Source organism: Cerasibacillus terrae (assembly GCF_008039555.1).
Taxonomy (GTDB): domain Bacteria; phylum Bacillota; class Bacilli; order Bacillales; family Amphibacillaceae; genus Cerasibacillus; species Cerasibacillus terrae.
In genome coordinates, this window is sequence record NZ_VDUW01000001.1 from 562,241 (window position 1) to 576,654 (window position 14,414).

Consider the following 14,414-nt stretch of genomic DNA (forward strand, 5'->3'; position numbering starts at 1 on the left):
TGATGGGGCGACCGGTGGGATTTGAACCCACGCCTGCCGGAGCCACAATCCGGTGCGTTAACCACTTCGCCACGACCGCCATCAATTAAGGTATTCAATTTCAAAGGATAGCGGCGGAGGGGATCGAACCCACGACCTCACGGGTATGAACCGTACGCTCTCGCCAGCTGAGCTACGCCGCCATATGGCTCCACAGGTAGGATTCGAACCTACGACCAATCGGTTAACAGCCGATTGCTCTACCACTGAGCTACTGTGGAATGTTATATAAGTTCATTTATAATTTAATGAGCTAGATCTATTTTAACCCCTGCATCCTATACTTTCTACTACATCATAATCCATTTGGATTTCATCACTTTGAAAGCAGCGACAAGAATTATAATAACATATCCATCTTTATTCGTCAACAACTTTTTCAAAATGACATATATTAAAAACTTATTCCTCAAAACGACAATATTTACTATACCATCATATTTTAAAAAGTTCAATAGTAAAATGGAAAAAATTATAAAAAAAGGAGAGAATTTTTTCTCCCCCTTACTCATCTCCCAAGACTTCTTCAGCAATATTTACTGCATGGTCACCAATTCTTTCTAAATTACTTATAATATCAACAAATACTATTCCAGCTGAACCAACACAAACGCCCTCATTCATCCGAATGATATGTTTTTTACGATAAACTCGTTCCATCTTATCTATTTGATCCTCTTTTTGAACAACAGCTAGCGCTTCTTCTCTATCTTCATTTTCTAAGCACTGTACAGCTTGTTTTACAGTTAAAATTGTTAAATCAAACATGTTATTCAAATCTTCTTGGGCTTCTTCTGTTAGTACAACTTTATTAGAGATTTTATAGTCAATTAATTCAATAATATTCTCGAAATGGTCACCAATACGTTCAATATCACGTACTGTGTCCATTAATGAAGTATGTTTACCGCTTTGCTCTTCTGACATAGACATTGCTGAAAGATTCACTAAGTATTCTGTAATGTTTTGATCTAAGTTGTTTAATGCCCCTTCTATTTGCATTGCCATTTCTGAGTGCTTTTGTTGTTGTGTTGTTAAGTATAAATTCGTCTCTTCCAATCCTTTATGTGCATATTCTCCCATCCTGATAATTTCAGCCTTTGCTTGATCCAATGCGACAGCTGATGATTGTTGGATAAATATAGGGTCTAAATGTTTTGGTTTATATTCAACAATCACATCTTCCCCTGGTACAATCTTCGTTACAATCCATGCTAACGCACCGATAAATGGAAATTGTATAATCGTATTGGTTATATTGAAACTTCCGTGTGCAAAAGCAAGTGTCATTTCCGGGTTTAAATTAAAATAACCCTGTAACAGTTGCACAAAATTAGTAAATACTCCTAGGAATAAAAGAAAAACAGTCGCACCAATTACGTTAAATATAACATGTGTTAATGCGGCTCTTTTTGCTGCAACTGTTGCTCCTAATGATGCAAGAACAGCTGTAATGGTTGTCCCTAAGTTATCACCAAATAGGACCGGAAGAGCTGCTTTTAATTCAATTAATCCTTCCGAAAATAGACCTTGAAGAATTCCAATAGTCGCACTTGAACTTTGAACAATTAATGTAAAAATTGTACCAATAACAACTCCTAAGATTGGACTTGCACTCATATCAACTGTAAGTTCATGAAACGTATCTAAATAACGTAATGGTTTCATTCCGCTGCTCATCAGTTCTAGTCCAAAAAACAATGAACCAAAACCAAAAACAGCTTGTCCGATTGCAGTTACTTTTTTATGTTTAAAGAAAAATAGCATGAAACTACCTATCGCAACAATCGGTAATGCATATGCTCCAATATCAAAACCAATAATAAATGCGGTTACAGTTGTACCAATATTAGCCCCCATAATGACACCAATTGCCTGTCTTAATGTCATAAAACCAGCATTTACTAATCCTACCGTTAGAACTGTTGTACCTGAACTACTTTGGATTAAAATTGTAACGATTATTCCTGCAAGAACCCCAAGAAATGGATTACTTGTGAATTTATCAAGTATATCTCGTAATCGATCTCCTGCTGATTTTTGAAGTCCTTCTCCCATATATTTAATTCCTATTAGAAAGATTCCAAGTCCACCAAGAAATTCAAAAACGACTCCTTGAATATCAATATCCAATGGTCTTCATCCCTTCATTATGTCAGTATTATGTCAGCCTACTCCATTATGACAAAAAAAAAGTAATTGTAAAGATAATTCATGAAGAATTTACATTAAATTTACAATTCTTTTTTTATGAATTCCTATCAATTATAGCTAACATAAAATTATGGATAGTATTATTCTTTTAATGGCTCTACAAGAATTCTTGTTCCATCTACTTGAATTATGCGGATGGATGTATTAATCGGGATCCAATGTCCATTTGTTATTGCACTATAATTCTTTCCATTCACCCGAATAGTTCCAACAGGACGCATATCTGTCACCGTTACTCCTTTTTCATGAATAAGTTTATTATGCTCCATATTCATAGAAGTATAACCGGCCTCGGTTGTTAATTGGTCTTTTAATGTCATTTTCGTCCACATTTCTCGATGTTTAAATACTTTTAAAAATAATAAAGAGGATGCACCACCTAAGATAACACCTAATACAGCATATGTTCCCGCAACAAAGCTTGCCGATGGTAGTGCTACAGACACTAACATGGTAGCTAATCCAATCGTTGCTAATGTTCCATCATTTAATAATTTTCCATCAATAATAATCAAGACAATTCCAATAAAATACATCAAAAGCATTAGCATAAGCGAATCTGCTTCAACATAAACTGAAAAATAAACAGTAATAAAACCAATACCTAATAATCCAAAAAAACCACGCATATTAACAAGGACTTCTCCTATTAGAAATAGGGTAGCAAATCCTGTAATAAATAAGCCTATCCAATCATAAGTAAAAATTTGCATCATCAACCCTCCCTTCCTTATTTACGTAAAAGAGGAGAAAATGTTTCATAAAGGAGAAAAATAAATGGGATTATTAAAAAGGCTTACACTATATGGTATCATTATCCTCCTTTTGATAAGTATATACAAGGATATAGCGATTGATGAAGCATTTCCAATGTATGAAGATGAAATTATACAGACGAATAAGGATTTTCATGTGTTAAAAAGAGAAATTCATCATGGGGATACTGTTTTATCAATTTTGGAAGAAATCAATGATATAAAACAATTGGAGCAAATAAACATAGAACAAATGATAAGTGATTTTAAAATGTTAAATCAAAACATAAATCCTTATCAGTTACAACAAGGAAAATACTATTTATTCCCAAAATATTTAAATAATGGATAAAAAATATTTATTGGATTCATTCATAACCTATAAAGTAAAATTTTAATCAGTTGAGGTTTTCTTCATCGCCCCCTTATAGTTCTTGATTTCCCTTTAGTGAGAGAGCCAGAGCCAGTGAACCTGCGATAAAACATCTTTGTATATATATAAATAGAAAGCTCCCTTAGCTAAGGGAGCTTTCTTATTTTATACTAATGGCCGAATGAATAAACTTAATATAATCGACACAGCACCTGCAATGATCGCAATGTTTCCTAATGTCTCAGCATTTCTATTTCTGGCAAAAATACCAACAATAATACCGGCGGCACCTAATACGATTGGTAACCAGAAAAATGAAATGATTGATAAGGCAAGCGCTACCCATCCCATCACGGTATTTTCGGATACATCATCATTTGTATCCATTCGATCTATATCACCCGTTATTTCGGTAGCTGTTTCTTCTTGGTTATTATTTTTATTTGGTTCTAAATCATTTCTGTCCAAATTTGTAACCCCCTTTTATCTGAAATTCGTATATAGCTTATGGAGATTCACCAAATATACTATCGTCATTTTATGGTAACCAATTGGACAAGTTTATTTATTGAATATTGTTGCATATACTGTATAAGTTATATCATAAAGGGGAATGGTAAATGTCTTATTTATTAAAAGAGTTAATTATAAGAAGACTTCAATTACTTTCTGCAGATGAAGTGCTTTATTACAGCAAACAATATGGCTTCTCTATCTCAAAAGAAGAAGCAAAGGACATTGTATCTTATTTAAAGTCCAATCCAGTCCAGCCATTTCATAAAAAGGGCAAAGAGAAAATGTTGACTGATTTAGCAAATATAACATCCATTGAAACGGCAATTAAGGCAAGGAATTTATTAGAAGAACTTATACAATCTCACGGATTACAACATTTATTTAATGAATAAGAAAAGGATACCCATTGGGTATCCTTTTCTTATTCTTATTGTCCTTTTATCTTATCCAATAGATCAGGATCAAATTCTCCAGATTGAAACATATTTAATTCAAATTTATATGGGGGTTTTTTATTTTTTTTATCCTCCCCAACATAAGGTGTTTCTAATATTTTAGGAATATGTTTTAGCTGTGGGTGCTTAATAACATAATGTAAAGGTTCAAATCCGATATGACCAAAACCAATATTTTCATGTCTATCCTTCCCAGCACCACGTTCATTTTTACTATCATTTATATGAAGTACCTTTAAACGATCCAATCCAATCGTTTGATCGAATTCATTTAATACCCCATCAAAATCATGAATAACATCATATCCAGCATCATGAATATGGCATGTATCTAAACAGACAGACAAATTCTCATTATATGTTACACCATCAATAATCTTTGCGATTTCATCAAAATTTCGGCCTATTTCTGTCCCTTTTCCTGCCATTGTTTCCAAAGCAATCTGAACATCTTCTTCTGGCTGTAGAACTTCATTAAGACCTTCAATTATTTTCTCAATTCCTTTATCAGACCCTACCCCCACATGTGCTCCAGGGTGTAATACAATCTGTTTAGCCCCAAGTGCCTTTGTCCGATCAATCTCACTACGAAGGAAATTAACCCCTAATTCAAATGTACTTGCTTTCTTTGTATTTGCAATATTAATAATATATGGGGCATGGACAATAATTTCTTCGATTCCATTCTTTTTCATATGTTCTAAACCAGCTTCAATGTTTAGCTCTTCGATTGGTTTTCTTCTTGTATTTTGTGGTGCTCCAGTATAAATCATGAATGTATTAGCACCATAGGAAACAGCTTCCTCACTAGATCCTAATAACATTTTCTTCCCTTTCATTGAAACATGTGACCCTAGTTTTAACATTTGTTCCACCCTCTTCTTTGCATTTAAGTCATTTCTTTCTTCTTTTCTGCTGCAATTGCTTTTTCACTTGTTCATGTTGTTGTTTCATTTTTTTTCGATAACCAGGCTTACGCTTTTTTGGTTTCTTTACATATTTCCAGGCTTCTCTGTCAATGGATGTATGTTTCTTTTGCCGATGCTCTCTTTTATTCCATCGTTTTGCATTTTGCCATGTTCCATCTTTTACGTCTACATAGGAAAACTGAATTCCTTTTTGTTCTAGTTTCTGTATAAGAGGAATATCATCATCATGATAGAGACTTATTGCTGTCCCTTGCATATTGATCCGTGCTGTTCGACCAACTCGATGAATATAAAAGTGTTCTTCTTTCGGTAAGCTTGCATTAATCACATGACTTACCCCTTTGATATCAATTCCTCTAGAAATTAGATCAGTCGCAACAATATATTGGTAACGTAAGTTCTGAATATCCTTCAATGCTCGCTTTCTAACCCTTGGATTTAACCCACCATGTAAAATTCCAACATTAAGGCCTTTTTGGATTAATTGCTTTCCGAGTGATTCAGCTTCTTCTTTTCCATTTGTAAATATAATGGCTAAATATGGATGGATTACTTGTGACAAATTATATAATATTGTTGCTTTTTCTCTGTGACGTATTGCAATTAATCGATGTTCCATTGTTTCTGGTGCAAGTTGATTTTCTATTTTTATTTGCTCCGGATTCTTTAAATATTTCTTTAAAAAATGATTTAATTTTATAGGTATTGTTGCAGAAAACACAAGTACTTGAATGTCTTGTTGACAACGCACTAACAGTTGATCTACCTCTTTAATAAATCCTAAATCAAACATTAGATCGGCCTCATCGATTACAAAAGTAGAAGCCGAATATATAGATAGGGCATTTTCATTTACCAGATCAAGGATTCTTCCAGGTGTTCCGACAATAATATGTGGAGGTTTTTCTAGCTTTTTGATTAATCGTTGTTTATCTGTACCGCCTACTAATAAACGTGTAGTCCATACTTGTTCTTTATTTGCCAAAGAAATCATTTTACGAATCTCATCATAAATTTGCATGGCTAATTCTCTTGTTGGCGCAGTAATGATAAATTGTACTTCATTACGGTCTTCATCAATCATTTCTAGGGAAGGTATTAGATAGGTATGTGTTTTACCTGAACCTGTCTGTGACTGTGCAATGATATCTTTTCCTTTTAAAACTGCTGGAATTCCTTTTTCCTGTATTTTGGTCGGCTCATTAAACTTTAGCTTATCAATAACTTGAAGTACTTGCGGTTGAAGTGATAATTCGCTAAATAAATTCTTTTTCATTATTTTAAAAACTCCTTTGTATCCCGCATGAATCGGTTTTGTACCGATTTATATAAATTGAAATGGTTCTGTTGAAATTTTAGAAGGGATTATTTCAAGTTGTTCATTGTTTACTTTTCTTTGAAGGTAGTTTATTGTACCTTCTATCATTACTTTTTCTACATGATGTCCGGGGTCGATAATAGCTAATCCCATTTGTAAAGCATCTTGTGCTGTATGAAAAGTCATATCACCAGTAATAAGGACATCTGCCCCCTGTTGTTTTGCTTGGTTGATATATTTTTCACCACTTCCACCAACAATCGCAATTTTTTTAATTTCCTTTTGAGAATCCCCAACAACTCTTACCGCTGGAACCGATAATGCTTGTTTCACTTGTTCACAAAATGATTGTAAGCTGACTTTTTCCTTTAAAATCCCAATTCGTCCAATTCCATATGCTTTCCCTTTATTTTCCAATGGATATAAGTCATAGGCAACTTCTTCATACGGATGAGCTCCTAACATAGCAATAATGGCATCTTTTCGTTTAGAATGTTGCACAATAGTTTCTAACTTGACCTCATCAACGTGTTCAATCTTGTTTTGTGAGCCAATGAAAGGATTTGTTCCTTCTAAAGGCATGAAGGTACCTTGTCCTTTTGTTTGAAAAGTGCAGTGGCTATAATTTCCGATATGACCTACACCTTTTAAACTCAATGCATCCATTACCTGCTTTTGATGTGTAGCTGGCACATAAACTGCTAATTTATACAGTGGTTCTTCGTATGTTTTTATCAAAATTTGACGCTGTTTAATATCTAAGGCATCAAGTAGTAGGTCATTTACCCCTCCATCCGCTATATCTAGATTAGTGTGTGCAGCATAAACTGTAATATTATGCTGCAATAATTTTTGTAAAATACGTCCTTTGCTTTGATCTATATTCAGACGTTTGATCGGTTTAAAAAGAAGTGGATGATGTGCGATAATTAAATCTACCTGCTCAGAAATAGCCTCATCAACAACAGACTCCATTACATCCAGTGTTACCATGATTTTCTTAACCGGCCTATTATGAGAACCTACTTGCATACCAACATTGTCCCACTCATAAGCTAAATGTTTTGGAGCCCATTCTTCCATAAGTGAAAATATATCTTTATTTGTCCATTTATTTTTACTCATTATTAGCTAAGACCTCCTCCATCCATGTCTGCTCTTTTTCGAATTGGCGTATTTTTGATTGATTTAAATGCTTCGCTTGCTTCATCTGTTGAATAATTTTACGATGCGCAGCTAATTGTGACTGCCACTTTTTAATCAAAAGATCATCACGTTTAGATAACAAAATTTTACCAAGGAATAACTCTTTGTCAGTCCATTTTGTCTGATTGTCATCTGTAACAAGGTCTGCCACAATGATTTCATAAATATGTTCATTCTCTTCTATCATTTGCTCGTGAACAATCGTATAACCCAATGTAGTTAGAGCTATCCTCGTATCTCTTTCATCAATATTCGGTTGTGCAATGATTCTCGTTATATTTCTTAATTTATGTTGACCATTTTCTAAAATACGTCTGATTAATGTGCCACCCATTCCAGCAATAACAACTTCATATACACTGTCATTTGGTCTTAAAACATCAAGACCATCTCCTAGACGAACCTCAATTTGCCCAGTCAAATCATACTTCTTAATGGTTTGTTTGGCACTATTAAATGGTCCTTCATTAACCTCACCCGCAATTGCTTTAGCAGAAGGGTCATTTAAGCATACATATGAAGGGAGATATGCATGGTCAGAACCAATATCAATAAATTTTGTCCCTTTTGATAAGTATGTAGCAATTGTTTTAAGTCGATAAGATAGTGGTAAGTCTTTTATCATTATACATTCTCCATTGTCAATCAGTAAAAGAAAAGCTTTCTGCTAATCAGAAAGCTTTTCTTTTAAATATTGAATTATTTTTTCTCACTTAGCCATTCAGCTAAAACACTTGCTTCTTCATCTCCAACTTGGGTAGGTGGCATATCGCCAATTCCATTTTGGATAATGTTAACTAACTCGTCTGCATCATGGTCAGCACCAGCTTTTGAAATATCTGGACCCATTCCACCACTTAGGTCCTCTCCATGACATGATAAACAGTTAGATTCGTAGATTGCCTCTGGGTCATCACTTGCAGCAGCTTCTTCGCCACCTTTTTCTTCAGTTGCTTCCCCATCTTGTTCAGCCTGAATGGCATCACGCTGACCAACACCCATTCCAGCAACAATAACGATAGCAAGAATCCCTATGACTGCAATGATTCCATAAGGGATAACTGGATTTCTTTTCATTGTCGTATTCCTCCTTATGAATCCCTTTATTTTTATGTAGCATAAAGCTATATACTATCTTACTTGAAAATGACAATACTTTAAAGTATTACATGAGAAAAATTATAAATAATATATGAAAGTGTAATAAAAAGCGCCAGTATACTACTATATATTAAGTATTTTAAATGAAATTTTTTCCCAATCAAATACCAAGCAATAAAGTTTATAACCATTATCACTCCAGATAGATATACATTTAGTATCATTAATTTACTAAGAAAGTTTGTTCCTAAAAGAATTAAAATTAAAAAGACAAGTAAAGGAATTTGATACCATTTATTTCTCTTTCCATAAAGGTCATATAAAAGCCAAGCTGCATACATGATAAATAAGATTAAAATTGTCAGTTGCAATAGAACGTGAAATTGGGTAAAATATATCACAAGAAATGAAAACGGTATCATGAGTACAAGAAGAGAAAATTGGACCAGGAGGATAACTAATCCACCTGATCGTCTATTGATCACCTTGCTCTCCTTAGCTGTAGATTCCCCTTTTGTGTATAAAGCAAGAAGATAATCACAATAATTTTCAGGAAGCAGTTTATGCTTTTTCCAAAATCTGATTTTTTGTATGATGATTGTCTTTCTATCATCAAGCATTAGCTCACCTCAATTTTTTCTCAAATAGAGGTTTTTATCCCATTCATCAGATGCAATATAAAGAAATTACTCTCTTTAATTAATCAAGGAAATCCTTTAATCGTTTACTTCGACTAGGATGTTTTAATTTCCGTAATGCTTTAGCTTCAATTTGTCGTATACGTTCACGAGTTACACCAAATACTTTACCAACTTCTTCTAATGTGCGAGTTCTTCCATCATCTAAACCAAAACGTAGGCGCAATACATTTTCTTCTCGGTCTGTTAATGTATCTAAGACATCTTCTAGCTGCTCTTTCAGTAATTCATATGCAGCATGGTCTGATGGTGATACTGCTTCTTGGTCTTCAATGAAATCGCCTAAATGGGAATCATCTTCTTCACCAATCGGTGTCTCAAGAGAGACTGGCTCTTGAGCAATTTTTAATATCTCTCGAACTCTTTCCGTACTTAAATCCATTTCTTCCCCTATTTCTTCTGGTGTAGGTTCACGACCTAAATCTTGTAACAATTGTCGTTGAACACGGATCAGCTTATTGATAGTTTCAACCATATGAACTGGAATTCGAATCGTACGTGCTTGGTCAGCAATTGCTCGAGTTATTGCTTGACGAATCCACCACGTGGCATATGTGCTAAATTTAAATCCTTTTGTGTAATCAAATTTTTCAACTGCTTTGATTAAACCCATATTACCTTCTTGAATAAGGTCTAAAAACAGCATCCCACGACCCACATATCGCTTGGCAATACTTACTACTAATCGTAAGTTTGCTTCTGCTAACCTACGCCTTGCTAGTTCATCACCTTGTTCAATACGTTTCGCTAATTCAACCTCTTCATCTGCTGTTAATAAATCAACACGTCCGATTTCTTTTAAATACATCCGTACAGGATCATTAATTTTAATCCCAAGCGGTACACTGATATCAATTGCTTTTTGTTTCTTTTCCTTCCCTTTTGTTTTATCCTCGGACTCCTCCGTTATTTCAATCCCTTTTTCTTCTAAGTACCCATAAAATTCATCTATTTGTTCTGAATCAAGCTCATAATGTGCCAAACGATTGGCAATTTCTTCATATTCAAGGATGCCTTGTTTTTTTCCAATTTCAATTAAAGCTTCTTTTGCTTGGTCTAATGACATATCTGGATCAAATTCATCTGTTTGTGTCGTTTGATTATCAGCCATGAGTCCCCCTCCTTCTATTATTCCGTTTTAATCCTCTTCCCTTAATCTCTTTACCTTTTTTTGCTGTTCTATTATTTGCATAGCAATTTTTGCTGCGCTTATTGGATCATTTTGCTGTTCAGCAATTTTTTGTTCCCTTTTTAATGAATTAATAAAAGTTATATCGTCATATTCTTCACGAATAATTCGAATATAATCATTGATTTCTGCATCACTAATCTCATGTGCAGGAATAGTCATCACCATCTCAGTAACAAGTTGTTTTAATGAGTCATCCTCTAAATTTCCGATAAATAAACTAACATCGGCTGGGTGCCCTGCTTCATAATATGCATATAAATGAGTAACAATAATCTTATGTTCATCTATATTAAAAGATGCACCTAATTCCTCTTGCACCTTATCAGTTATAGTCCGATTTTGCAACATATATACAATCAACTGTCTTTCAGCATTATGGAAAGCAGGTAAAAGCCTTTTTTGTTTTATAATCCCAGATGTTTTATTAGTATTGCTTTCTTTTTCTCCATTATCCTTATACAGTGGATTTTTTTTAATGTATCCTGTTAATTCTCGTTTCAATGAGTCCATGGAGAGATCAAATTCATCTTCTAACGTTTTTAAATAATATTCTCTTTCAATGGAGCTCTCCAGTTTGGCTAATTCTTTAAGTACAGTTTGTACATATTGTAATTGATCGGCCTCTGAATGTAATTGAAAGTCCTTTTTTAGGAAACGCATGTAAAATGTCATAAAGGTAACACTTGCTTGGATAACGTTTCTTAAAAAAGCATTTCCACCATACGTTTGAATATATGTATCTGGGTCTAATCCTTGTTTTAATTCTGCTACTTTCACAATGCAACCAGCTTCTTTTAATAAAGTTGCAGCTCTATATGTAGCTTCTATCCCAGCTTGATCGGCATCATAACTAATAATAACTGTATCAACATATCTTTTTAATAATTGGGCTTGTGATTTTGTTAAAGACGTCCCCATCGTAGCTACACTATTTTTAACACCTGCTTGATATGCAGATATCACATCCATGTAACCCTCAAATAGAATGACTTCATTTTGTTTTCGAATATGTTTCTTTGCTTGATCAAAATTATAAAGTAGTTTACTTTTTTGAAATAAGTCACTTTCAGAGCTATTCAAATACTTGGGCTCCTGTCCTGAAATTGCCCTTGCTCCAAAGCCGACTGTTACACCTATGTGATTTCGAATGGGAAAAATAACTCGTCCAGCAAACCGATCGGTTATTTGTTCATTCCCATGATTTGTTAGGATCCCCACCTTTATTAATTCTTGTAATTGAAATCCTTTTTTCTCTAAAAAAGAAGCAGTAAATTCCTTTTCATTAGGAGCAAATCCTAACTTAAACACATCCATTGTTTCTTCAGTTAATCCTCTCGTCACTAAATATTCATGGCCTTCTTTACCATCTTTGGCGTAACGAAGAAGATAATGATATAGTTTTTCTAACCATTTGTAAGCAGAGATAACTTGCTGATCATTAGAGGATAGTCCAGATTCTTTTTGAACAATCGTTTTCGGTAAAGCTATGCCACTATTATCTGCTAGATACTTTATTGTTTCTATAAAAGAAAATCCCTCAAGTTCCATTAAAAAAGTAATTACGTTGCCACCTTTTCCACAACCAAAACAATGGAAAATTTGCTTTTCTTGTGTAACAGAAAAAGAGGGAGTCTTTTCATCGTGAAATGGACATAATCCAAAATAATTTCTTCCTTGTTTTTTTAACTGAACATATTCACCAATAACATCAACAATATCATTTGTTTTTCTTATTTCTTCAACAACTTCATCAGGCACATAGTTAGACAAATATACCACCATGCTTTTATAGTATTCGCTATATTTTTAATAAATCCTGCAAAATTCGACATTTTTTTTATTAAAACCGAAAAAAAGTCCTTCTAAAAGAATAAGTCTGTCATAGAAGGTCACGATTATTAACATAAATTTTGATATGGCATTAATGATTCAAACAAAAATCTTGCTATATTATATTAGTTCTACATGTATAGCTGGATTCCTGCTTTTCTCTTAAAGTTTTTCAACCTTGATAGATAGGGTATTTTTCAAGAAAATATATTATAATATACTTGAGTTGAAATTACTACTATATTGCTTTACCCACGTTTAATTCCATTCTCCATTTTCTTTAAGAGAGTTTTTGACTCTGCATATAGTGTATAACGATATTAGCAGTTTCTTCTACTGCCTTGTTTGATACATCAACAACTTGACAACCAATCTTTTGGATAATTTTATCAAAATATGCTAATTCTTTTTGGATTCTTTCCATGTCAGCATATGTAGCTTGATTACCCAGGCCTAAAGCTTTCAGTCGTTCTTTTCTAATACCATTTAATTTTTCAGGGTTAATGCGAAGTCCAATACATTTCTTTGGATTTACATGGAACAATTCCTCTGGTGGGTCAACTTCCGGAACAATAGGTATATTAGCCACTTTATATCTTTTCAATGCTAAATACTGAGAAAGTGGCGTTTTGGAAGTTCTAGAAACACCAATTAAGATAATATCCGCATGTGAAATTCCGCGTGGATCTCTACCGTCATCATATTTAACGGCAAACTCAATTGCTTCTACCTTTTTAAAATATTCTTTATCAAGTTTATGCACAAGCCCTGGTTCTAGTTTTGGTTTTTCATCAAATGCTTGCTCCATCGATTTTAGCATTGGTCCCATGATATCAATTACTTCAATATCTAATTTTCTTGCTTTCTTATTTATATATTCTCTTAATGAAGGATTAACGATTGTAAATCCAATAATCCCTGCCTCTTGTTCCGCTAATTGAAGGGCCTCATCGATTGTCTTTGTATCATCTACATATGGAATTCGCTGTATTTTATATTCCCCATTATTAAATTGACTTAAACCTGCTTTCATAACCAATTCTGCCGTTTCCCCTACCGAATCAGATAATACATAAGCGATCGGTTTTCTTTTCATCTATTTGTTCCCTCCTTTTTTAAAAGTGTTGATCTGTATCTGTGACTAATTCAACAAATGCTTTTGTTATCGTTGTTTTCGTAATTCTACCTACAACTTCAAGTCCATTTTCTTTATCTTTAACTACAGGAACTCCATCTATTTGCCTATCAATTAAAATTTCTGCAACTTCAAATAAAGGATCTTCTTTTCGACAAACAGCAATATTCGGCATTCTTGTCATAATAATGTGAACAGGAATGGCACTTAAGTCTTTTTGTCCAATACTCGCCCTTAATAAGTCCTTCCTTGATAAAACACCCGTTAAATGAGCTTGGTCATCTACAACAAATAATGTACCAACATCTTCTAAAAAGATGGTAGTAATCGCATCGTACACAGAGACATTTTCTTTTACAACGATTGGTACAGATTGATATTCATGCACTTTAAATTTTTTTATTTTTTCCGTTAGTAATTCAGAACCTGTCTTTCCTGTATAAAAATAGCCTACACGAGGTCTTGCTTCTAAAAAACCAGCCATTGTTAAAATAGCTAGGTCTGGTCGTAGGGTCGCTCTCGTTAAATCCAATCGGTCAGCAATATGTTCACCAGTAATTGGACCATTTTCTTTTACAATTTCTACTATTTTCTTCTGCCTTTCTGATAATTCCAATTGTATCACCACCTACCGCTCAATATGACATACTATT

General features: G+C 33.8%; 15 protein-coding genes and 3 tRNA genes. 2 read left to right on the top strand and 16 right to left on the bottom strand.

What is annotated here, in order from left to right; translation table 11 throughout:
* Positions 1-3: 3 nt before the first annotated feature.
* The 5 genes from FHP05_RS02910 to FHP05_RS02930 all read right to left on the bottom strand — a co-directional run bounded on the left by FHP05_RS02910 (position 4) and on the right by FHP05_RS02930 (position 2,966).
* Positions 4-79, bottom strand: a tRNA-His gene (locus tag FHP05_RS02910).
* Positions 80-108: 29 nt separating this feature from the next.
* A tRNA-Met gene (locus tag FHP05_RS02915) sits at positions 109-182 on the bottom strand.
* Positions 183-185: 3 nt separating this feature from the next.
* Positions 186-260 (bottom strand) — tRNA-Asn (locus FHP05_RS02920).
* Between the two features lie 283 nt (positions 261-543).
* The gene (locus tag FHP05_RS02925) at positions 544-2,172 is read right to left on the bottom strand and encodes a Na/Pi cotransporter family protein (protein ID WP_147665722.1); all 1,629 of its coding nucleotides are present in this window, start codon (positions 2,170-2,172) and stop codon (positions 544-546) included.
* Positions 2,173-2,333: 161 nt separating this feature from the next.
* The gene (locus tag FHP05_RS02930) at positions 2,334-2,966 is read right to left on the bottom strand and encodes an NfeD family protein (RefSeq protein WP_147665723.1); all 633 of its coding nucleotides are present in this window, start codon (positions 2,964-2,966) and stop codon (positions 2,334-2,336) included.
* A gap of 64 nt (positions 2,967-3,030) precedes the next feature.
* Here FHP05_RS02930 and FHP05_RS02935 point away from each other — a divergent pair, with 64 nt between their 5' ends.
* Positions 3,031-3,360 (top strand): hypothetical protein, encoded by a 330-nt coding sequence (locus FHP05_RS02935; RefSeq protein ID WP_147665724.1) that lies wholly within the window; start codon positions 3,031-3,033, stop codon positions 3,358-3,360.
* 186 nt (positions 3,361-3,546) lie between these two features.
* Here the strand turns inward: FHP05_RS02935 and FHP05_RS02940 are convergent, their stop codons facing one another.
* Positions 3,547-3,849 carry a hypothetical protein gene (locus FHP05_RS02940; RefSeq protein ID WP_147665725.1) on the bottom strand — a complete coding sequence of 101 codons (303 nt, stop codon included), beginning with the start codon at positions 3,847-3,849 and terminating at the stop codon, positions 3,547-3,549.
* Between the two features lie 152 nt (positions 3,850-4,001).
* Here FHP05_RS02940 and FHP05_RS02945 point away from each other — a divergent pair, with 152 nt between their 5' ends.
* On the top strand, positions 4,002-4,289 hold the full coding sequence (locus tag FHP05_RS02945) for a DUF2624 family protein (RefSeq protein ID WP_147665726.1): 288 nt from the start codon (positions 4,002-4,004) through the stop codon (positions 4,287-4,289).
* Positions 4,290-4,324: 35 nt separating this feature from the next.
* On the opposite strand, the gene FHP05_RS02950 is transcribed toward FHP05_RS02945, so the two are convergent.
* The 10 genes from FHP05_RS02950 to FHP05_RS02995 all read right to left on the bottom strand — a co-directional run bounded on the left by FHP05_RS02950 (position 4,325) and on the right by FHP05_RS02995 (position 14,377).
* Positions 4,325-5,218: a deoxyribonuclease IV gene (locus FHP05_RS02950; RefSeq protein ID WP_147665727.1), complete on the bottom strand. Its 894-nt coding sequence runs from the start codon at positions 5,216-5,218 to the stop codon at positions 4,325-4,327.
* Between the two features lie 28 nt (positions 5,219-5,246).
* Positions 5,247-6,557, bottom strand: a complete 1,311-nt coding sequence (locus FHP05_RS02955; RefSeq protein WP_147665728.1) for a DEAD/DEAH box helicase — start codon at positions 6,555-6,557, stop codon at positions 5,247-5,249.
* Positions 6,558-6,605: 48 nt separating this feature from the next.
* On the bottom strand, positions 6,606-7,724 hold the full coding sequence (locus tag FHP05_RS02960) for a Nif3-like dinuclear metal center hexameric protein (protein WP_147665729.1): 1,119 nt from the start codon (positions 7,722-7,724) through the stop codon (positions 6,606-6,608).
* The gene (locus tag FHP05_RS02965) at positions 7,717-8,430 is read right to left on the bottom strand and encodes a tRNA (adenine(22)-N(1))-methyltransferase (protein ID WP_147665730.1); all 714 of its coding nucleotides are present in this window, start codon (positions 8,428-8,430) and stop codon (positions 7,717-7,719) included. Before FHP05_RS02965 ends, FHP05_RS02960 begins: the two co-directional genes overlap by 8 nt.
* A gap of 74 nt (positions 8,431-8,504) precedes the next feature.
* Entirely contained in the window at positions 8,505-8,882 is a 378-nt protein-coding gene (cccA, locus tag FHP05_RS02970; protein ID WP_147665731.1) for a cytochrome c550, read from the bottom strand.
* Between the two features lie 80 nt (positions 8,883-8,962).
* On the bottom strand, positions 8,963-9,526 hold the full coding sequence (locus FHP05_RS02975; protein WP_147665732.1) for a hypothetical protein: 564 nt from the start codon (positions 9,524-9,526) through the stop codon (positions 8,963-8,965).
* Between the two features lie 79 nt (positions 9,527-9,605).
* Positions 9,606-10,715 carry an RNA polymerase sigma factor RpoD gene (rpoD, locus tag FHP05_RS02980; RefSeq protein ID WP_147665733.1) on the bottom strand — a complete coding sequence of 370 codons (1,110 nt, stop codon included), beginning with the start codon at positions 10,713-10,715 and terminating at the stop codon, positions 9,606-9,608.
* Between the two features lie 27 nt (positions 10,716-10,742).
* Positions 10,743-12,566 carry a DNA primase gene (dnaG, locus tag FHP05_RS02985; RefSeq protein WP_147665734.1) on the bottom strand — a complete coding sequence of 608 codons (1,824 nt, stop codon included), beginning with the start codon at positions 12,564-12,566 and terminating at the stop codon, positions 10,743-10,745.
* A gap of 340 nt (positions 12,567-12,906) precedes the next feature.
* Positions 12,907-13,722: a pyruvate, water dikinase regulatory protein gene (locus FHP05_RS02990; RefSeq protein ID WP_147665735.1), complete on the bottom strand. Its 816-nt coding sequence runs from the start codon at positions 13,720-13,722 to the stop codon at positions 12,907-12,909.
* Positions 13,723-13,741: 19 nt separating this feature from the next.
* Positions 13,742-14,377, bottom strand: a complete 636-nt coding sequence (locus tag FHP05_RS02995) for a helix-turn-helix transcriptional regulator (protein ID WP_147665736.1) — start codon at positions 14,375-14,377, stop codon at positions 13,742-13,744.
* Between the last annotated feature and the right edge of the window lie 37 nt (positions 14,378-14,414).

Excerpts from the sequence above, each read along its gene's own strand:
- FHP05_RS02930 (WP_147665723.1), bottom strand. The coding sequence starts at position 2,966 with ATGCAAATTTTTACTTATGATTGGATAGGCTTATTTATTACAGGATTT.
- FHP05_RS02935 (WP_147665724.1), top strand. The coding sequence starts at position 3,031 with ATGGGATTATTAAAAAGGCTTACACTATATGGTATCATTATCCTCCTT.
- FHP05_RS02945 (WP_147665726.1), top strand. The coding sequence starts at position 4,002 with ATGTCTTATTTATTAAAAGAGTTAATTATAAGAAGACTTCAATTACTT.
- FHP05_RS02950 (WP_147665727.1), bottom strand. The coding sequence starts at position 5,218 with ATGTTAAAACTAGGGTCACATGTTTCAATGAAAGGGAAGAAAATGTTA.
- FHP05_RS02955 (WP_147665728.1), bottom strand. The coding sequence starts at position 6,557 with ATGAAAAAGAATTTATTTAGCGAATTATCACTTCAACCGCAAGTACTT.
- FHP05_RS02960 (WP_147665729.1), bottom strand. The coding sequence starts at position 7,724 with ATGAGTAAAAATAAATGGACAAATAAAGATATATTTTCACTTATGGAA.
- FHP05_RS02965 (WP_147665730.1), bottom strand. The coding sequence starts at position 8,430 with ATGATAAAAGACTTACCACTATCTTATCGACTTAAAACAATTGCTACA.
- cccA (WP_147665731.1), bottom strand. The coding sequence starts at position 8,882 with ATGAAAAGAAATCCAGTTATCCCTTATGGAATCATTGCAGTCATAGGG.
- FHP05_RS02975 (WP_147665732.1), bottom strand. The coding sequence starts at position 9,526 with ATGCTTGATGATAGAAAGACAATCATCATACAAAAAATCAGATTTTGG.
- rpoD (WP_147665733.1), bottom strand. The coding sequence starts at position 10,715 with ATGGCTGATAATCAAACGACACAAACAGATGAATTTGATCCAGATATG.
- FHP05_RS02990 (WP_147665735.1), bottom strand. The coding sequence starts at position 13,722 with ATGAAAAGAAAACCGATCGCTTATGTATTATCTGATTCGGTAGGGGAA.